Origin of the sequence: Metabacillus litoralis, assembly GCF_003667825.1 — a bacterium.
Taxonomy (GTDB): domain Bacteria; phylum Bacillota; class Bacilli; order Bacillales; family Bacillaceae; genus Metabacillus; species Metabacillus litoralis_B.
The window spans coordinates 3785781-3804238 of record NZ_CP033043.1 but is presented as its reverse complement, the minus strand read 5'-3'; the positions used below and the strand labels follow the sequence as shown (position 1 = coordinate 3804238).

Below are 18458 nucleotides of genomic sequence, written 5' to 3'. Positions count from 1 at the left end.
TGTGTATGAAAAAAAATTAAAAATATTAGTTATGTTGAAAGATTAAGAGGGGGGAGGGTTATTAATTTAGAAGCAACATTCCATAACTGTTCTTGTTACCAAATTCACCTATAAAGTGAAACTTTTACATAAAATAGTCGTCTAATCGAGTAGAGAAAGGGGAGGAAGATGATATGAAAATCCACAAATCATTACTTACTCTTGCTTTATTTATGTCGTTAGTATTATTCGGCTGTAGCAATGAGCCTGATACCGAAAGTAATCACAAAGATGTGATAGCAAGTGAAAAGACATTGCCGGCCGACTTTAATGAGATTGCCTTTGTGAGAGAAACTGGACCAATGTTTGAATACATGGTGAATAAAAGTGTTAATTCATCAGAATTTGAAGAAACATGGGACTTATATGGGTTTGAAAGTAAACGACCAAGCGTTAACTTTGACGAAAAAGATGTATTTTTCATAGGAGTTTATGAATCTGGCAGTTGTCCCTATAAGATTCAAAAAATCGAATTAAGCTCTGACAACCAAACGATGACAGTGCCTTTACCCGCACCAGAGGGAAACTGTACTGCAGATGGAACACCTAGAACATTTGTTATTCAAGTAGATAAAGAAACAGCTGAAAAAATAGAGAATGTAGTGATTGTTGAAAGTGGGTATGAAACGAGGGTCCCTATTGAATAGTCGAGTATTGGCTAAAACAGAAAAAGAGTGAGCCTATGCGTCACTCTTCTTAACAACTTCATTTAATTCACCTTCCCCAACTGCGAAGGCAGCATCTGGATTGATTGATTCAATGCATCAAGCTTGCTCTCAATTCTATTAAGCAGATACAGCGTGACGATAATAGGAAAGCCGACCTCGCTGATGAATGATATCCATTGTTCCATGGTTTGCACCTCACTTTCTGGTTTGTTTTATGCAAAGATGGGCTGACAAAAGTGTATTGTCAGCCCAACACCTTATTACGAAAGCACAACATCCTCTACGTTACGCTCCACGATTCTTGCTCCCTTTTTTGAAACAAAGTCCCCACCAGTTGAGAAAAAAATGTTTGCTGAAACGATTGTGTCCATTACTGTGTTTAAAGCAGCCGTATCAACAGGTTCAATTGGAGAATCGATGTTGATTTTAACTGTTTTTCCCTCAGTGTTTAAAAATTGAAGTTCTAATGTTTTCGCCATGATGTCACCTCCTTTCTGAGTAATTTAGCTCAGCTTAGACTGTTAGCTGATGTGTGTCGCTTCGCTCAACAAGTGTTAATGTTTCAGTTTGTAAGCTAGCGATCGCTTGTGCTACTTGAAGCAATTGATCCGGTGTTGCGGAAGTTTTAACATTGTTGTAGCTTTTTCGCTTTTCGATTGGTTTGCCGTTGATGTCCATCCCCATGTCATAAATTAGGCTTAGGTTAGAATCTAAGATTACTTGATTTGCCATGCTGATCACCTCCTTTCGCCCTCTATATATAGAAAAACTGTCATTGGGTAGCGTCTGATTTTAATTTTTTTAAAAAATTTTTTTAAATGAGGCGCTACTCAATCATGAAAAATCTCTATATAAGCAGTGAAGATTACTTTTTATCTATTAAATAAGGAGTGACAAGCTGTGGAAAAGTTAAATTATGAGACAATCAGGAAGTACCAATCGTTTCAAACGATCGAGGAGATGGATCAGGCTGTGCGAGGTTTTTTATATAAGCATAAAAGTGAGCTGTCAGATGGAACACTTGAGGTCCTTCGTGTGATATGGAGGCATTCGGTTAAGGTGGTTGGGGTGTCATTTGCAAAGTATGACTATATTGCTGAGAGGGTTGGCGTTAGTCGTCGGACGGTGATTCGCGCGGTGAATACATTAGAGGAGAAGGGGATTGTGAAGAAAGTCGCGACAAAACGAATGAATGGGTCACAGGGTGTTAACCTTCTTATCATACAATCCTTTGCTTCTGTTGAGTCATTGCAAGCACCGGTGTCACCCCAGGATGTCACGGCACCTGTCACCCCTAATAAAACAGAGAATAAATTTAGTTCACTCTGTGAGAATAAAAATAAAATACAAAACCAAGAGAAATCAGCTCAAGAAGAGATAGTAGAATTACCAGGCTCAATTCCTAAAGAATTTGTCCAAGTTGTAAAGCCTTACTTTAAAGCAGTTGAGATTTATAAGCTATGGAATTCAGTGATGGTTGCTTACAATAAAGTGAAGTTTCTTCAAGAAATTGAGTCTCTTGTTGATTATGTTATTGAAGCCTTTAAGCAAACACTATTCGCGCAAAAGCTAGGGAAAATACATAAGAGTTTTGAAGGATATTTTTATACAGTTCTTTATCAGCTGTTCTTGGATGAGTCCAGGAGAGAGTATAGAGCTAGGGTTGGCTTGTATGATTTTATTGAGGGTGAGATGAGATTTAGCTAAGCCATACACGAATCATTTGATCCATATAACAGTTTGCTACAATCTGCAACAAATTACATCAAAAGTTTACAAGATTTACAATAATATAACATACTATTCTGGAAAATTAACTTATAATATTGGAGGATATAGTAAATTTTGTAGGAAAATGGAAGGGGGTAGATGTGAGGAAAACGATAAAAAAACCCTAAGCACAAACTTTGGATGGCGAGTGCTTAAGGCCTGATAGGAGCTGGATAAATTCCAACTATATCCGTATTATATCCAACTCTTTTATAAAATTAAAGAATTAAATTTAATTAGAGGGTGATTATATGGAGAGCATTCAAATGTTAAATGATTACATTATTCATGAGTACACAATGGGTATTTTGCCTTATTACTCAGATAATGGTGAACTTTTCAGCATCGTTCTTGAACAATATCGAGTTGTGAAGGTTGCGTTAAGTCCTATAAAAATCATGAATGACAGTTGTATTTTTTACGGAAGTGATATGGACGGAAGAAAGGCCTCAGCACATTCCATTTTTGCAGGCAAAAAAATGATGCCTGTGATGGTTAGTGAAAAATATAGGTTGTGTATGATTCCTGTATGCTCTCCTTATAAGCCAAAATGTGTGTGGGTTGCTTATCAGCATGTAGTAGATATTATGGATGACGAGGGTCAGGCGTTAATTGTTTTCACAAATCATAATAAAGCAAAGGTCGAGTTAACGAAAAGAACATTACATACAAAGCTTGGCATTGCCGCCCGACTTGTTAGTACATATGATTTAAGGTATGAACGAATAACAGAAGGATTACGTCAGTCCTCTGTAGCAGAAGGAACGGAGTTGTATAAAATCGACCCTGAAAAATTTAAAGAGTAGAATGAAATAAGCACCTGTTTTATTTGGGTGCTTTTGTCGTCTTTTGTCTAAATAGGTCAAAATATATCACTTTTGACCTATACAGATCCTATCATCACTAGGTAAAATAGAAGTATCAGGTTAGACACTAGGGGAGTTTTTAATGAATATGTTTAAGCATAAATGGATGTCATATATATCGTTAATTATTATCTGTAATATCTTAGTGGGAACTTTATACTTCTTTTTTCATCATGACAGTTTTTTATATCATATTGTGTTTATTACATTGAATTTCGTGATGATTGCCTTACTTATTTATTTACTTGCAACCGTAAACAAGACAACAAAGGATTTGCAGAAGAGTAATCAAAAGCTGAATAGTATTTTTGATTCATTAGATGTTGCGATTTGGTCACATGATTTAAAAGAGGATCATCTTATGATCACTCCTGGAATTGAGAAGCTTTATGGTTACCCTCTTGAGGAATTTTATCAAGATCAGCTTTTGTGGAAAAAGGCTATTTATCCTGAGGATTTACAAATTATAGAGCAGCGACAGGAAAAGTTGAAGGAAGGAAAGCCAGTTACAGATGTTTATCGGATTTTAAAGCCTATTAGTGGTGAAGTAAGATGGATTCAAGACAGTGGGATTCCAGTATTTGATGAGAAGGGAAACTACGTGGACTTTACAAGTGTGTTATTTGATGTAACAGAAACGAAGGAGCGGGAAGAACGATACAGAGGGTTAGTGGAAATGTCTCCTGATCTTATTGCGGTTATTAGGAAATGGAGTTTGGATTTTATTAACGAAGCAGGTAGTAAACTGCTGGGGGAAGAAAACCCTTTTGAGTTAATGGGAAAATCAATTCTTCGCTATATGCCAACAAATAGTGTGATGATTATTAAAGAGGCACTATCAGACATGGAAGCCAACGCTCTTGAAAAAAATCGCTTTGAAACTGAAATTATCCGGGCAGATGGCAGGACAGTTAACATTGAGATTTCCGTCATGAATATCCTATACGAGGGAAGAAAAGCAAGGCTGATTGTTGGACGAGATATTACCGAACGTAAAAAGGCTGATGAGATTATTCATCAAATGGCTTACTATGACTCGTTAACAGGGCTACCAAACCGAAACATGTTTAAAGATCACTTAAATGAACACTTAAGCCAAGCAAAAGACAAGATGCTCGCGGTTTTATTTCTAGATTTAGATCGTTTTAAAATTATTAATGATACAAAAGGACATTCCACTGGCGATCTTCTCCTGCAGAAAGCGGCGAAACGATTGGTAGAGGCTGTTGGTAATCAAGGTATGGTCTCCCGACAAGGCGGTGACGAGTTTATCATTTTACTAGAGTCAACCTCATATGAGGAGATTGAAGAAGTTGCTCAGGGAATCATTCAAGCTTTTTCTCAACCATTTGATTTAAATGGCGACGAATTCTTTGTCACACCTAGTGTGGGTATTAGTCTCTATCCAGTGGACGGAGAGGATCAGGAAACGTTGATTAAAAATGCTGACACAGCCATGTACCTTGCAAAAGAACGTGGAAAAAATAACTATCAATATTATAATTCTACTCTTCAAAATGTATCAACGAGAAAAATGGAACTTGAGGTTGGCCTACGGAAGGCGTTAGCTAAGGAACATTTTGAAGTGTTCTACCAGCCACAATATAGGCTGGCTACTCGAGAGGTTTGCGGTGTTGAAGCCTTACTAAGATGGAAACACCCAAAGCTCGGAATGATCTCACCAGCAGACTTCATTCCACTTGCAGAAGAAACAGGGCTCATTGTCCCAATAGGAAGATGGGTGCTTCGCAAAGTTTGCGAACAGCATAAGCGCTGGAAGGACGCTGGGTTAGGAACTGTACCGGTTGCAGTAAACGTTTCGGTTAGACAAATACAGGACTTGGGATTTGTTGACGATGTAAAACAGGCACTGAAGGATTTTAAACTAGATCCTGCTGACTTAGAATTAGAAATCACCGAGAGCATCATGCAAAATATCGAATTCTCAAGAATTGTGTTAAAAAAACTGAAGGAGCTTGGAGTGAACATCGCAATAGATGACTTTGGAAAAGGCTATTCTTCACTAAGCTACTTAAAGTATCTTCCAATAGATAAAATTAAAGTTGATAAATCCTTTGTTGATGATATTTTAGACTCTACACTTAACGGTTCAATTGCCAAGGCTATTATAGAAATGAGTCATACGATGAACTTTTCTGTTATAGCAGAAGGGATAGAGGAAGAAGTGCAGCTTACTTTTTTATTAAACAATTTCTGTGAGCTTGGACAAGGTTATTTGTTAAGTAAGCCTTTAGATGTTGTGGGAGTAACAGAGTTAATAAAATAGAAACGGCTCTGCTGGTAATTTTTATGAAGGGAAGAATGTATATAGTACTGCATTCCTATCCCTGTCATTTAGTTAAACATAGATATTAAGGATAAAGTAAGTAAAATGGAACCCTGCAAAAGGTCTATGTACCCGAATATGGCGGAGTGTGTAGCACCATATTCCTATACATTTGGTTTCTTAACAATGATAGAATCAAACCATAATACGTAGAATGATGTAAAACATAGATCTTTGGTAGGGGGAAGCTGACATGTTACGAACATATAGACATTGGACAACTAAAGAAGACTTCCGATTAATCTCCTTACGTGAGAGCGGGAAAAGGTATAAAGAGATTGCCACGATTCTGAATAGAACATCAATAAGTGTAGAGAAAAGGTATAGAAAGCTTAAAAAAGAAGCTATTTACACATATTAAGTCAATCTTTTGAGGGATAGAAAATGAAAACCAAAACAATGACGAGAGAAAACCTGTTGGAAAACATAGAAGTAGCACGACAAGAACTAATCGAAGTTGTTAATCAGTTTGGAATGAACCATGAAATAGTGCTAATTTCCAGTGAAAAGCTAGATAGACTTATAAGTTTGTTTCAACGATCTTTCTAGTTACGGTTTAATAAATAGATAAAACCCCGAATCGCAGATTCGGGGTTTTTTACTGTGTATAAATAATTATTCCGCAAGCCCAGGGGAGGCATTTGAAACCCCAGCAGGAGATTCCTCACGTGCACCCGAACCTCCAGCTCGTCCACTGATTAACATTCCAATTACAACTCCAACGATTGCAGGCAAGATCCAGCCCACACCTTTATCGTAAAGAGGTACATAGCTCAATACAGAATCTAATGCTCTGCCTAGGAACGTGCTATTAATTGTTTCTAGCACACTAAAAGCAGCTGTGAAAAGTGTTGCAACCAAGTATACTTGATTGTTAATCCAATCCTGACATAAACCTAAAACAATCAACACAACGGCTACAGGATAAATCGCCCCTAAAATTGGAACAGAGATTGAAAGGATTTGAGTTAATCCCATGTTCGCTAATAGCAGACTTATAGCTGTTAAAATGATTGCCCATTTCGAATAAGAAAGCTTTGGGAAAATTGTAGAGAAATATTGACTACAAGAAATAACAAGTCCGATACAAACGCATAAGCAAGCTAGTGTAAACAACAATCCAAGCATCACAATGCCCACTCCGCCAAATAATTGATTCATCACAATTGTTAACACCTGCGCACCATTTTCCGCTTCGCCAAGCGATGTGCTAGAAGCTCCGAAAAATGCAAGAATTCCATAGATTGAAGCTAGTAAAACGCCCGCTACAATCCCAGCATAGCCCATGTATTTTGACACTAATTTCGAGTCTGTCACACCTTTTGTGCGAATTGTATTTGCCACAACAATTCCAAACACTAGCGCCGCAAGGGCATCCATTGTTAAATACCCATCCATAAATCCTTGGAAAAAGCCGTTTTGCGCATATGCGCCTGTTGCTTCAGAAAATGATCCAATCGGTGTAAATAAGCTTTTCACAAAAATAATCACAATCATCATTAATAGAAGTGGCGTTAACAGCTTACCGAATCGATCCACAAGTTTTGAAGGATTTAAGCTCAACCATAATGTAATCGCAAAAAAGACGATTGTGTAGAAGAATAAAACCATCGGTTGGCTTACTCCTTCAGCTGGTAGAAACGGCTTTAATCCCATTTCATAGGCAGTAGAGCCTGCGCGAGGAATTGCTAGCCCAGGACCTATTGATACATAAATTAAAAATGGAAAAAGAAACGCGAAAACAGGATGTACTCTGTTTACTAATGTATCAAGGCTACCTGCTTTAGCAACTGCTAATACTCCTAGAATCGGAAGTCCCACTGCAGTTAAGATAAATCCAGCAAGTGAAAGCCAAACATCCTCTCCTGCCGATCTTCCTAAAAATGCTGGAAAAATTAGGTTTCCGGCTCCGAAGAACATAGAAAATAACATAAAACTAATAAGAATAAGTTCTTTTTTCTTAAGCATAATATAATGGCTCCTTAAAAGATAATAGGCAGAATTATAGCAAGGAGCGAACATAAAATCTAGTAAACTCTAAAAAGTGCAACTTTTAAAATTATTATTTATATTCTGATTAAAAAGATATCTTGAGATAGAAAAAATTGCATGTTTGAAATTTTTATAAAATTTATTTTTTTCCTACAACATCGACAATATTTTATGTTAAACTATCTTTTGTGCTTTTTTTCGACAAACATTCATATATTGATATAACTTATTCATGCAGGAGGATATTATGGTAAAAAATTTATCCGGTAAGGAAACAATTGTTATCGGCTTAATGCTGTTTGCCCTGTTTTTAGGTGCAGGTAATATGATTTTTCCACCCGCCATGGGACAGCAGGCTGGTGAGCATGTTTGGGCAGCAACTCTAGGATTTCTTATAACAGGTGTTGGACTTCCCTTTTTAGGTATTCTAGCCATTGCTTTGTCAGGCAGTGACATTCAAACAATTGGAAACAAAGTTCATCCAAAGTTCGGTCTGATTTTTCCGATTATTTTGTATTTAACAATCGGGCCATTTTTCGGAATCCCACGAACAGCAACGGTGGCTTTTGAAATTGGAGTGACTCCGTTTCTACCAGTTGGCCTTGAAGCTCAAGGGTTGCCACTTTTTATTTATACAATATTGTTTTTTGCAATAACGTTTTGGTTGGCCTTAAACCCAAGCAAATTAGTCGATCGTATCGGAAAAATGTTAACTCCGGCTCTCTTAATCATTTTGGTGATCTTAACGGCAAAAGCTGTTTTAACTCCAATGGGATCACTACAAGCGCCGCAGAATGACTATATAGAAGGTGCGTTTTTTAAAGGATTTTTAGAAGGTTACTTAACGATGGATACGTTAAGTGCACTTGTTTTTGGCATTGTCATTGTTTCGGCAATAAAAGAAAGAGGCATTCAAGAACGAGTAGAAGTGATGAAGGTTTGTATCAAGGCGGGGTTAATCGCGTGTGCAGGGTTAATCTTTGTTTATGTTTCTCTTTCGTTTATCGGAGCAACAAGTGTTTCTCAAATTGGCTACCTAGACAACGGCGGGGCCATTCTCTCTGCAACAGCAAGCGCATTGTTTGGTTCGTTGGGAAAAGGAATCCTTGCACTAGCAATCACATTTGCATGTTTAACAACAAGTGTTGGTTTGGTGTCTGCTTGCGGAAACTACCTATCAAAAGTGTTCCCGAGGTTTTCATACAAACAAGTAATCTTCGTATTATCTGTTTTTAGTACATGCATTGCGAACTTTGGATTATCACAGCTTATCTCAGTTTCAGTTCCATTGTTGGTTGCGCTCTATCCGTTAGCAATTGTGTTAATTATTTTATCGTTTATCGATTATGCCTTTGGGATCAAATCGAGAGTCTATGTTTTTAGCTTAATTGCCACGGCAGTTTTAAGTATTATTGACGGCTTAACTGCCGCAGGAATCGCGATTCCAGGAATGAACCTTTTAGTAGACTACGTTCCGTTCTTTGAGATTGGACTAGGCTGGTTGGTACCAGCAGCTATTGGTGCGTTAGTCGCTGGGGTTATGAGAAAATAGACTAAAAAGGTAGTAATCGTCCTTATATACTTGGGGAGATTACTACTTTTTTATATGCCCTGTACAAAACAGAATTATAAAACGTCAAATTCGTGTGAAATATATAGATTTTAAGCTATTTATAAGGATATTCTTTATTTTATAGTTGGAAAAATGCTACTTACCTATGGGTGGTTTACCCTCTTTAATAGTAAAAATAAGCTGGTTTTGCGTTTGATTAACTTTTATCCGCGATTCCGGGTGCTATATCCGTGATTATTGGTGCTATATCTGCGATTCCGAGACATTTATCCGCGATTATTCAGTTTTATCCGCTATTCTACAAATTTCTACAAATTCCTACATATTTCAGCTTGAATATTCAGGTGAGCTAAGACTCTGCCCGCGAACGATTCTTCTCTCTCTTTCCACATCCATGTCTAATGTTTTACGTGTAGAATAAAAAAGCAGCTACTAATTCTATGATTAGTAGCTGCTTATAGAGGGTTTACACCAACTCCAACAAAGGCTCCTCCGCATCTTTCGCGATTTTATTTACAACCTTAGAAAGCCCTTTAACACCCTTGTCTTTTTCAATCCATTTAGCCAGTGCCTTGGATGTGCTGGCAAAGTCCTTAACAACAGTTTTAGTTAGTGGATCGTAGAGGTGTGGAAAATCTACTAAAAACACGTTGTGCCAGAAGGTTTCGTCGCATTCTTCCCAGCTTGAAACAGGGTGTTCTAGGAAGATTTCTCTTAGATCAAATAGGCAGTTTCGATATTTTCTTAGAGTCAAATCAGATTTACCTTCTGTTTTCTCCTTGAAGAACGTCACGAAATCTCCAGCAAAGAAATTATTGACTGTTGCTGGTGTGAAGCCCAACAGTTCATAGTTCGGAATGTCTTCTTCTTTTACGATCGATTTATTTTTAGCTAACGGTGAGTCGATTTTCTCGATAGAAGATGCTCGACCTTTTCCGCCTGTTACGAACGGTGATAGAGGAAGCCCCAATTCTCTACGTACTGAATTAAAGTCTGGTGTAACAGCGATATTCTTAAACTCATAATGAGCTTGAACATATAAGCTGTATTCTCTTTGCTGCAAGTACGCCTCAACCTCGTCCTTGCGTCCTGCTGCAATCAACTCACTAATCGATTGACCATCAAACAATGGAAGAGATTTATCTAAATCAAAACGCAGATCATGCTTTGCGTAGAAAGCAAAGTATTGTGGTGTATCTTCATTCATCGAAGAAATCGTGTTGATGATTTCAACTTGCAAAGGAACAGTTTGTGAATGTGTTTCCTCATTTACAAATGAAACTGCACCAACTCGCTCCATCATACCTTTGAATTCTTCCGCTCTTGTTTCATCTAATGTCACAAATGTAAGTTGATTTCCTTCAATTCGGATCGAGCCGTATACCGAGCCCATACGAATTGGGCCAGAAATCTCGCTATCTGAATATTGGTGCCAATTTTCAACCCAGTTGCAAAGCTTTTGAGCTGGCTCCCATTTATCCATTACGAAAATTCCCTCGTTTTGAAAGAAAGAATCAACAGCCTCGGAATCTTCAATCTTATAGTTGAGATTGTATTGATGAATTTCTTTTGTCCCTAATTCACGTTCTTCACCCTTAGCAATCGCCGCTAAAATCTCAGGGAAGTAATTCATCAAAATTTGCTCATGATTAAGCTCTTTTACCTCACGAAGCTCGTCCACTTTTTTTACAGCATAGTGGAAGTTTTGTGGGCTTTCGAATTTTCGTACACCATTAAAATAGAATAATTGATCAAAAGGTTCTAATAAAGCAATTGTTCCGTACCATGGTGCAACGCTAGGTAAGTTTTCCTGCATACGGGCAACAGGGAATTGCTCATGAGTGAAAGCATCTTCGAAAAGAACACTTTTTTCTCCTGAATCGATCGCCTGTATAAGCCTTGGCTTAAGAGATAGCCAAGTGTTTGCCATTTCGCGCTCATCTTCTGAAAGGCGTGATCCATTTTCCTGGATAAACCATTCAATTCCACGCGCACCATTCTCAAAACGGTTAAAAAAGATCAGCCAAAAATCGAAGAACTGTTTTTCTGCCTGCTCGTTCAAAGTGTGATCCGTTCTTCTTTTAAATTCCGTATGTAATTGGTATTGTTTACTTAAAGGAATCTTCTTAGAAACAAAGTCCTTCACCTTTACAACAAGTGCATGCTTTTGCTGATAAAAGCGTTCTTCCTTTACAGCATGAAGCTGAATCACATTTTCCTTCTTCATGCAGCACTTTTTATATTTTTTTCCGCTTCCACAAGAACACGGATCATTACGTTTTAATTCCAATTTCATCACCTATCATTCTTTTCTAAATGTATATTCTGTGGATGTCCTAGTAACAATCTTAACTCAAAATCAGGATTCTTTCTACCTTCTGCGACGTTCATATGTATATCAAGTGTGATTTTAGTGGAAAGATGGGATAGGATCAAGTCTTGAAATCTAAACTTTTTAATAGAACAATGAAACTTTCAAGAATGGCGATACGTACTAAATAGTAGGAATCATAAATTATAGGAGACGATTAACATGAATCAATTTGTCAATTTTTTCATACAGTCCACCACAGCGTTTGTATCAACGGGTACAATCTGGATGGTCAGCTTTTTCCCGCTCGATCAAACGTATCTTATGTCCAGTGCCTATGCGTTAGGGGGAGGGGCCGTTGCCTTTGCCGGAACAAAAGCACTAACGACTCACCGCTTTTTAAAACAAAACCAACTTTCAAGAAAAGAGTACAAATATATTCATCATCATTTAAAGGAAGCAGATAAGAAAATCAAGCGCCTTCGCAAAACGTTTTTTACGATTCGTTCGGTTTCTTCCATTAAACAAAACATCGAGCTGTATCGTGTTGTGAATCGGATTTATTCCATTACAAAAAAAGAGCCGAAGCGTTTTTACCTAGCTGAGCAGTTCTACTATTCACACCTAGACTCGCTCGTTGAGTTAAGTGAAAAATATGCTTTCTTAGCTTCGCAGCCGAAAAAGAACCGGGAATTGTCTCACTCATTAGATGATACGCGTGACACAATTTCCCAGCTTTCAGAAAAACTTGAGAAGGATTTACACGATGTTTTGTCTAAAGATATATCTCAATTGAACTTCGAACTAGATGTTGCAAAACTTTCAATTAAAAAATAGTAGGAGGCCATCCCAATGAAAAGTGAATTAGATCAGCTGCTTGCCAATCCATTTGGCGAAGAAGAGCTACAAATAAATGAAGTAAAAACAGAGCAAGGAGAACCAAAGCAGGTTAAGCTTATTGACGTTTTACCTGAAGAAAACCGCCAAAAGGCGATTCAGCTTGCCGAGCAAATTGATCCAAAGAATCAACAGGCGATTTCCTTATATGGATCACAGGCGCAATCAAAGCTGTTAAATTTTTCACACTCGATGTTGGATCATGTTCAGAAAAAAGACACCGGGGAGATTGGGGAAATAATCGGTGACTTAATGAAGAAATTAGACCAAGTTAGTCCTGATGCTTTAAAACCGGAGAAACGCGGACTGATTTCTAAGGTGTTTGGAAAACTGTCAAACTCCGTTCAGGAAGTTTTAACAAAATATCAAAAAACAGGTGTGCAAATCGATCGCATTAGCGTGAAGTTGGACCATGCGAAAACAGGCTTGTTAAAGGACATTACGGTTCTTGAGCAGCTTTACGAACAAAATAAAGAATATTTCCATGCGCTAAACGTCTATATTGCCGCTGGCGAATTGAAACTAGAAGAGCTCGAAACAAAACTAATCCCAGAGCTAAAGAAAAAGGCAGAAGCCACACAAGACCAAATGGCGTTCCAAGAGGTAAATGACCTCATGCAATTTGCTGACAGATTAGAAAAACGTACACATGACCTGGTGTTAAGCAGACAAATCACCATGCAAAGTGCACCACAAATTCGCTTAATTCAAAGTGCGAACCAAGCATTGGTTGAAAAAATTCAATCATCGATCACGACGGCGATCCCGTTGTGGAAAAACCAAGTAGCCATTGCCTTAACATTGCTTCGCCAAAAAGATGCAGTGGAGGCACAGAAGCTTGTTTCGAAAACAACGAATGATCTGCTTTTGAAAAATGCTGAAATGCTAAAAGTAAACACAATTGAAACAGCAAAAGAAAATGAACGTGGACTTGTTGATGTGGATACCTTGAAGAAGGTTCAGGATCACTTAGTGTCCACTCTAGAAGAAACACTCCGTATCCAAGCGGAAGGACGTGCGAAGCGACTGCAGGCAGAGCAGGATCTAGCAATGATGGAGACGGATTTGAAGAAGAAGTTGGCGGGGATGTAAGTAGAGCAGGCTCTCTATATAGATAAAAATAGGGTTTTGAATCATTATATTTTAAGCCCTATTTGTGTTTTGGGTTAAAAGCTGAATTCGGTGACTGAGCAAAACTAGATAAAAGATAGAATCATAGGAAAGCTTTAAATAGCTCACCGAAAAATAGAGTGGAACCTAGATTAACAAGTGAGGTGAACGAAGGATGGAAATGTTCTCGAAGGATCACCGGTTCTTTTCAAATAAACTCCCAAATTGGGCAATTGGTGCTCATGTGACGGTTATTTTATGTTTAACGCTTTTGGGTTTAGGAATGGCCTACTTAGCATTTGCGGAAGCGTTTGGAAGCAGCTTTGGTGCTTTTCTGTTGTTATTGTTTGCCGCTCTACTTATTTTACTTTTAGCCTTATTTGCATATAGAAATTTAAGGAAATATCTAGATTATGCAATAAAAGTCGAACTCCGTGATGCCGGCTATTACTATAGTTTTCATAATAAAAAAACAATAAAAACTGAGGAAATCCTATTACCCTATGAAAAAATAGAGTATGTTCTTATTGGAAAAAGCTATCTTTTAATGCCGATCAATGAACAAACGTTTAATGGAATTGAACCGCGGTTAAAGAAGGTCGCTCAAGCAAAGTTATTTATAAAAGGAATAAGCTCCTTAGAAAAGGAAGAAATTTTAACGTTTAAAATTGGAAATAAAGAAATGTTGGAAGAATGGGTCCGTGTATTTAAAGAAAATCAGGTACCCCTTTACCATACTGAATTATCTTTAAATAGAGCTCCTAAGACATCAGAGGCCATTGCGGGAATTCCCAAACAAGAGTATGAAGGCATATTAACATTTACAATCGGCGATATTATTAGTGATTTCGCCGAAGATGATGAGTATTTAATGGAAGAGAGTAAAAAACGGTTGGTAAAACGTAGAAAAAGGAGAAAGTATTATAGTGCTTTTATCGCTATCGCTCAAATACCCATGGTGTGTCTGTTGTTTCCACACTTTCCAATTGAAGATGGATTTTTTACTTCTGAGAGTGACATGCTTCCATGGTTATTGACTCTAATAGCCTTATTCGTTGTAAACATAGGAAACAGAAAATGGTATAAACCGTTATTAGATGGATTTTTAGTAGTTCTAGCTATAAATATTGGTTTATTACTCGTAACAAATAGAACAGACGAATTCAGTGAAGCTGTCTTAAGTTACAACTTAATGGTCACCATCTTCTTTTTGGCGGGCAGTTACCTGCATATGTTTAGTAGGTGGTTGTGGGGGAGGTTTAGGTAGGTGCCCCGTGCCTGTGTCACTTCCGGTTTTGTCGAGAAACTAAGTTATGGTGCCTGTCACTTCCCGGATTTTGTCGAACAAAAAGCCCTGTGTCCCACCAGACACAGGGCTTTTCCTAATTCCGAACAATCGACAATGCTTTCTCCAAAATCTCCGACTTCCGCAGCTCTTTCTGCTCCAAGTATTTATCTTTGAACTCTTCAGCCTCGGCCGCGCTATAGCCGTTTGAGACGAGCTCCTTAGACATTTCTTCATAAAGCACTTTAAATGCAGATTCAATTTCATCCTCAATTTTTTGACCTTCATTGGCGTATTTTTTATAAAGCTCTTTAAGGGAGCCATTCCCAGCTTCTGAAAACTCTTGGTAATCATTTTTTGCTTCAAGGAACAAAGCATCGATTCTCTCGTTCGTTTCAGCTTCGAGATCCGAAAACTTCTGCTGATAACGAGCTTTAATTTCCTCAACAGAGTTAACCTCAACGTGACCAATTTTTGTAGGATTAAAAACAGGTTCTCCAGGAACCTCTATTTCCTTGCCGACAATTTGCCGTTGAGGTGTGTGACTCGTTGGTGATTTCTCTTCATCCACTAACACATATTTACTACCTAGATATAAAATAACCAAAAGAATAAATGCAAAAATCGTAATCCTTCTCATATCAATCATCATCAAGCCTCCTTCCATTTCTCCATCTTGGTCACTTTTCAAAACTTATAAACACATGATGGATAAAATTAACAGGATACGCTAAGATAACGAGAGAGGTGTTAAATAAAGGAGGCTGGAAACATGAAATTTGATTTACATACACATCACGAGCGCTGCGGACACGCACTTGGAACGATTGAGGATTATGTGAAGCAGGCGATTGATTATGGCTTAAAGTATATTGGGATTTCTGATCATACTCCGTATTTTCACAGTGATGAGGATCAGCTATACCCAGGCATTGCTATGGCAAAAAGTGATCTTGTTAAATATGTGGAGGAAGTGCTCCATTTAAAGGAAAAATATCAAGATAAAATACATGTGCTACTAGGGATGGAAAGTGATTTTTTTCCGGATCATTTTAATGTTTATCGTGAGCAGCTTCTCAAGTATCCGTTTGATTACATAATCGGTTCTGTTCACTATGTGCACGATGTGAATATTTTTAAAAAAGGTCGCTGGGAAGGGTTAACGTCACAGGAGCAGATTGAAGTAAAGGATGAGTATTACCGTCTCATTCAGCAGTCAGCCAAAAGTGGCTTCTTTCAGGTGTTAGGGCATATTGACGCGATGAAAGGCTATTATCCTGAGTTTTCTGCGATTGAAACAAATATGATTGATTCAACATTAGAAGTCATCGGCCAAGAGGACGTGGCGATCGAAATCAACACGTCGGGTAAAACAAAATATTGTGGTGGCTGGTATCCGTCTGATGAAATTTTAGAACGAGCTCTACATTATAATGTAAAAGTAACATTCGGTTCCGATGCTCACAAGCCTGAGCGAATTTGCGATGAGTTTGAGCTCGTTCAAAAAAGGCTGAAAGAAATTGGTTTTAAAGAGTGGGCTTATTTTGTGGAGAAGAAACGATATTTAACAAGCTTATAATGATTTTCAATTTATGTATCGTTTTTCAGTGAAAAGGAGCTAAAAGCATACGCAAAAAAGGAATGGAATGCTTTTGTGTAGGTGGGCAGGACTAAACCATTCAAAAGATCCAAAAAAAGAGAAAAGCAACCTGGAAAGTGGTTAAAATTTCAAATATCATCCATTCTTGTATCGTTTTTCAGTTAAAAAGGAGCTAAAAGCATACGCAAAGAAGGAATGCGAATGCTTTTGTGTAGGAGGGCAGGACTAAACCATTCAAAAGATCCAAAAAAAGGGAAAAGCAACCTGAAAAGTGGTTGAAGTTTCAAATATTATCCATTCTTGTATCGTTTTTCAGTTAAAAAGGAGCTAAAAGCATACGCAAAAAAGGGATGCGAATGCTTTTGTGTAGGTGGACAGGACTAAACCATTCAAAAGATCCAAAAAAAAGGGAAAAATGACCTGAAAAGTGGTTAAAATTTCAAATATTATCCATTCTTGTATCATTTTTCAGTGAAAAGGAGCTAAAAGCATACGCAAAAAAGGAATGCGTATGCTTTTGAATGGATGGGCAGGACTAAACCATTCAAATGATAAAAGGGAAGAGTAGCCTAAAAAGTGGTTAAATTGTAAAAGTTATTTTAAGATGTTAATTATTTGAAAAACCCTACATATAAAAATGGCATCAAACAATGTGCAGTTTGATGGCCATTTTGAATTAAAAATTAAAGCCTTAAATCACGCTTCTTTTTCCCTTTACTAAAAAACCTCTTCACAATCAAAAAAACCGCAGCGATTGCAGCATACACTAGGAATAACGCAATATATCCCCACAAACCAACAACCGCATCAATAAACTCCATATTTCCTCGACTTGTAATAGCCTGTTGGATTTCAATAGCAAAGACGAGCACGAACATAAAGGTTAATGTATAAATAAACGCAACAAGATGCAGGCCGAATGGAAGCTTCGCCAGCCATTTTGTAAAAAGATAAACAACGGCAAATGTGCCAATCCCAATAAAGCCCATAATCCAAAAATGCATATCTTTATCTGTCATTTGAAGTCCGAGCATATCGTTAATCAAAACAATTAAAATGTCATGAATGGAATTAACAATGTCAACGAGAAATAAAATAGCATCCTTCATTCCGTCACACTACTTCCTTAAAAAATTCAAATCCGTCTTATACTATGTTAGAAACGGATCAAAATTGCAATAAGCCTCGTACCTTATTTTTTTAATTCCCGTTCTAATTCTTTTTCAATCTGATCATTGGGAACGACTTCTTTTTTATCGGCGCCAAGGTGTTTTATGATCAGATTTAATTGATAGTTTATTTTTGAGAGTCTGTATATGACATATAGCACAATAAGGATACAAACAATAGTCAGGATGTCTCCAAACGTTAACTCCATCAGTTTTCCCCCTTTTAAATCAATTCACCACCCATAATACCATAATTATCCATAAAAATCCTTCCACCCAAAGACATAAAGAATATCTTACCAACCCTCATCATACTCTGTATTAGACAGGCAGAGGGGTGTCCAAAATGCGCAGACGTTCATCAAGTAAGCTGCCGATTATTTTGATCGGTCTTGTGGTAGTGGTAGGTGGGTTTTTCCTAGTTCGCTTGATCTCAGGCTTTGGAGCGAATGATCCTGAAGATGTCGTGAAGGCTTTTTATGAGTATGAGCAAGAGGGTGACTTTGGTAGTGCGTGGGAGCTTTTTCATCCGAGCATGCAGGCGCGGTTTACGAAAAACAGCTATGTGACGGAGCGTTCACATATTTATATGAGTCATTATGGAGTGACGACCTTTTCATATGATGTAGATGGGGAAGAAGAGGTCGAGAACTTTAAAATGGCCAAGGATGCTGAGACGTTTCCTCTAGCGTATCAGATGCTGGTGAGTCAAACGTTTAAAAGTAAATTCGGAACGTTCACAGTTGAACAGGATGTGTACGCTGTTCAGCATGAGGAAGAGTGGAAAGTGGTGTGGGAATATAAATAAAAAAGTCCTTCGGGTGAAGGACT

20 protein-coding genes are annotated in these 18458 nt (G+C 37.8%); 12 read left to right on the top strand and 8 right to left on the bottom strand.

Annotated features, from left to right (window positions below):
- The first annotated feature begins 173 nt into the window (after window positions 1-173).
- Entirely contained in the window at window positions 174-686 is a 513-nt protein-coding gene (locus D9842_RS18625) for a hypothetical protein (protein WP_121663806.1), read from the top strand.
- Window positions 687-748: 62 nt separating this feature from the next.
- Here the strand turns inward: D9842_RS18625 and D9842_RS18620 are convergent, their stop codons facing one another.
- The 3 genes from D9842_RS18620 to D9842_RS18610 form a co-directional block, all read right to left on the bottom strand.
- Complete coding sequence (locus D9842_RS18620) at window positions 749-892, bottom strand: YvrJ family protein (RefSeq protein WP_098795627.1); 144 nt, start codon at window positions 890-892, stop codon at window positions 749-751.
- Between the two features lie 75 nt (window positions 893-967).
- Complete coding sequence (locus D9842_RS18615) at window positions 968-1186, bottom strand: DUF2922 domain-containing protein (protein ID WP_121663805.1); 219 nt, start codon at window positions 1184-1186, stop codon at window positions 968-970.
- 34 nt (window positions 1187-1220) lie between these two features.
- Window positions 1221-1439 (bottom strand): DUF1659 domain-containing protein, encoded by a 219-nt coding sequence (locus D9842_RS18610; RefSeq protein WP_121663804.1) that lies wholly within the window; start codon window positions 1437-1439, stop codon window positions 1221-1223.
- A gap of 168 nt (window positions 1440-1607) precedes the next feature.
- Between D9842_RS18610 and D9842_RS18605 the strand changes: the two genes are divergently transcribed.
- The 5 genes from D9842_RS18605 to D9842_RS18585 all read left to right on the top strand — a co-directional run bounded on the left by D9842_RS18605 (window position 1608) and on the right by D9842_RS18585 (window position 6239).
- Window positions 1608-2414, top strand: coding sequence for a helix-turn-helix domain-containing protein (locus D9842_RS18605; RefSeq protein WP_121663803.1), 807 nt, complete (start codon window positions 1608-1610; stop codon window positions 2412-2414).
- 314 nt (window positions 2415-2728) lie between these two features.
- Window positions 2729-3283, top strand: coding sequence for a competence protein ComK (locus tag D9842_RS18600; RefSeq protein ID WP_121663802.1), 555 nt, complete (start codon window positions 2729-2731; stop codon window positions 3281-3283).
- A gap of 142 nt (window positions 3284-3425) precedes the next feature.
- Complete coding sequence (locus tag D9842_RS18595) at window positions 3426-5630, top strand: sensor domain-containing protein (protein WP_121663801.1); 2205 nt, start codon at window positions 3426-3428, stop codon at window positions 5628-5630.
- Window positions 5631-5883: 253 nt separating this feature from the next.
- Window positions 5884-6051 carry a Myb-like DNA-binding domain-containing protein gene (locus D9842_RS18590; protein ID WP_121663800.1) on the top strand — a complete coding sequence of 56 codons (168 nt, stop codon included), beginning with the start codon at window positions 5884-5886 and terminating at the stop codon, window positions 6049-6051.
- Window positions 6052-6074: 23 nt separating this feature from the next.
- Window positions 6075-6239 (top strand): aspartyl-phosphate phosphatase Spo0E family protein, encoded by a 165-nt coding sequence (locus D9842_RS18585; RefSeq protein ID WP_121663799.1) that lies wholly within the window; start codon window positions 6075-6077, stop codon window positions 6237-6239.
- Window positions 6240-6305: 66 nt separating this feature from the next.
- Here the strand turns inward: D9842_RS18585 and brnQ (D9842_RS18580) are convergent, their stop codons facing one another.
- Window positions 6306-7658 carry a branched-chain amino acid transport system II carrier protein gene (gene brnQ, locus D9842_RS18580; protein WP_121663798.1) on the bottom strand — a complete coding sequence of 451 codons (1353 nt, stop codon included), beginning with the start codon at window positions 7656-7658 and terminating at the stop codon, window positions 6306-6308.
- 271 nt (window positions 7659-7929) lie between these two features.
- On the opposite strand from brnQ (D9842_RS18580), the gene brnQ (D9842_RS18575) reads away from it, so the two are divergent.
- Entirely contained in the window at window positions 7930-9234 is a 1305-nt protein-coding gene (brnQ, locus tag D9842_RS18575) for a branched-chain amino acid transport system II carrier protein (RefSeq protein ID WP_121663797.1), read from the top strand.
- 487 nt (window positions 9235-9721) lie between these two features.
- Here brnQ (D9842_RS18575) and D9842_RS18570 read toward each other — a convergent pair whose 3' ends face one another.
- A complete protein-coding gene (locus tag D9842_RS18570; protein ID WP_162987501.1) occupies window positions 9722-11545 on the bottom strand; it encodes an SEC-C metal-binding domain-containing protein in 1824 nt (607 codons plus the stop codon).
- 243 nt (window positions 11546-11788) lie between these two features.
- Between D9842_RS18570 and D9842_RS18565 the strand changes: the two genes are divergently transcribed.
- From D9842_RS18565 to D9842_RS18555, 3 genes are all read left to right on the top strand, one after another.
- Entirely contained in the window at window positions 11789-12403 is a 615-nt protein-coding gene (locus D9842_RS18565) for a 5-bromo-4-chloroindolyl phosphate hydrolysis family protein (RefSeq protein ID WP_121663795.1), read from the top strand.
- Window positions 12404-12418: 15 nt separating this feature from the next.
- Window positions 12419-13555, top strand: a complete 1137-nt coding sequence (locus tag D9842_RS18560; RefSeq protein WP_121663794.1) for a toxic anion resistance protein — start codon at window positions 12419-12421, stop codon at window positions 13553-13555.
- Between the two features lie 193 nt (window positions 13556-13748).
- Window positions 13749-14840, top strand: coding sequence for a hypothetical protein (locus tag D9842_RS18555; RefSeq protein ID WP_121663793.1), 1092 nt, complete (start codon window positions 13749-13751; stop codon window positions 14838-14840).
- 115 nt (window positions 14841-14955) lie between these two features.
- On the opposite strand, the gene D9842_RS18550 is transcribed toward D9842_RS18555, so the two are convergent.
- Window positions 14956-15507, bottom strand: a complete 552-nt coding sequence (locus tag D9842_RS18550) for a hypothetical protein (protein ID WP_121663792.1) — start codon at window positions 15505-15507, stop codon at window positions 14956-14958.
- Window positions 15508-15630: 123 nt separating this feature from the next.
- Between D9842_RS18550 and D9842_RS18545 the strand changes: the two genes are divergently transcribed.
- A complete protein-coding gene (locus D9842_RS18545) occupies window positions 15631-16437 on the top strand; it encodes a histidinol-phosphatase (RefSeq protein ID WP_121663791.1) in 807 nt (268 codons plus the stop codon).
- A gap of 704 nt (window positions 16438-17141) precedes the next feature.
- Here D9842_RS18545 and D9842_RS18540 read toward each other — a convergent pair.
- Together D9842_RS18540 and D9842_RS18535 are read right to left on the bottom strand one after the other, a co-directional pair.
- Window positions 17142-17567: a hypothetical protein gene (locus tag D9842_RS18540; RefSeq protein ID WP_121663790.1), complete on the bottom strand. Its 426-nt coding sequence runs from the start codon at window positions 17565-17567 to the stop codon at window positions 17142-17144.
- 83 nt (window positions 17568-17650) lie between these two features.
- Window positions 17651-17836 (bottom strand): hypothetical protein, encoded by a 186-nt coding sequence (locus D9842_RS18535; RefSeq protein WP_121663789.1) that lies wholly within the window; start codon window positions 17834-17836, stop codon window positions 17651-17653.
- A gap of 137 nt (window positions 17837-17973) precedes the next feature.
- Here D9842_RS18535 and D9842_RS18530 point away from each other — a divergent pair, with 137 nt between their 5' ends.
- Entirely contained in the window at window positions 17974-18435 is a 462-nt protein-coding gene (locus D9842_RS18530) for a hypothetical protein (protein WP_121663788.1), read from the top strand.
- Window positions 18436-18458: the final 23 nt, after the last annotated feature.

Excerpts from the sequence above, each read along its gene's own strand:
- D9842_RS18625 (WP_121663806.1), top strand. The coding sequence starts at position 174 with ATGAAAATCCACAAATCATTACTTACTCTTGCTTTATTTATGTCGTTA.
- D9842_RS18615 (WP_121663805.1), bottom strand. The coding sequence starts at position 1,186 with ATGGCGAAAACATTAGAACTTCAATTTTTAAACACTGAGGGAAAAACA.
- D9842_RS18540 (WP_121663790.1), bottom strand. The coding sequence starts at position 17,567 with ATGAAGGATGCTATTTTATTTCTCGTTGACATTGTTAATTCCATTCAT.
- D9842_RS18530 (WP_121663788.1), top strand. The coding sequence starts at position 17,974 with ATGCGCAGACGTTCATCAAGTAAGCTGCCGATTATTTTGATCGGTCTT.
- D9842_RS18610 (WP_121663804.1), bottom strand. The coding sequence starts at position 1,439 with ATGGCAAATCAAGTAATCTTAGATTCTAACCTAAGCCTAATTTATGAC.
- D9842_RS18590 (WP_121663800.1), top strand. The coding sequence starts at position 5,884 with ATGTTACGAACATATAGACATTGGACAACTAAAGAAGACTTCCGATTA.
- D9842_RS18565 (WP_121663795.1), top strand. The coding sequence starts at position 11,789 with ATGAATCAATTTGTCAATTTTTTCATACAGTCCACCACAGCGTTTGTA.
- brnQ (WP_121663798.1), bottom strand. The coding sequence starts at position 7,658 with ATGCTTAAGAAAAAAGAACTTATTCTTATTAGTTTTATGTTATTTTCT.
- D9842_RS18585 (WP_121663799.1), top strand. The coding sequence starts at position 6,075 with ATGAAAACCAAAACAATGACGAGAGAAAACCTGTTGGAAAACATAGAA.
- D9842_RS18545 (WP_121663791.1), top strand. The coding sequence starts at position 15,631 with ATGAAATTTGATTTACATACACATCACGAGCGCTGCGGACACGCACTT.
- brnQ (WP_121663797.1), top strand. The coding sequence starts at position 7,930 with ATGGTAAAAAATTTATCCGGTAAGGAAACAATTGTTATCGGCTTAATG.
- D9842_RS18620 (WP_098795627.1), bottom strand. The coding sequence starts at position 892 with ATGGAACAATGGATATCATTCATCAGCGAGGTCGGCTTTCCTATTATC.
- D9842_RS18535 (WP_121663789.1), bottom strand. The coding sequence starts at position 17,836 with ATGGAGTTAACGTTTGGAGACATCCTGACTATTGTTTGTATCCTTATT.
- D9842_RS18550 (WP_121663792.1), bottom strand. The coding sequence starts at position 15,507 with ATGATTGATATGAGAAGGATTACGATTTTTGCATTTATTCTTTTGGTT.
- D9842_RS18600 (WP_121663802.1), top strand. The coding sequence starts at position 2,729 with ATGGAGAGCATTCAAATGTTAAATGATTACATTATTCATGAGTACACA.
- D9842_RS18560 (WP_121663794.1), top strand. The coding sequence starts at position 12,419 with ATGAAAAGTGAATTAGATCAGCTGCTTGCCAATCCATTTGGCGAAGAA.
- D9842_RS18595 (WP_121663801.1), top strand. The coding sequence starts at position 3,426 with ATGAATATGTTTAAGCATAAATGGATGTCATATATATCGTTAATTATT.
- D9842_RS18555 (WP_121663793.1), top strand. The coding sequence starts at position 13,749 with ATGGAAATGTTCTCGAAGGATCACCGGTTCTTTTCAAATAAACTCCCA.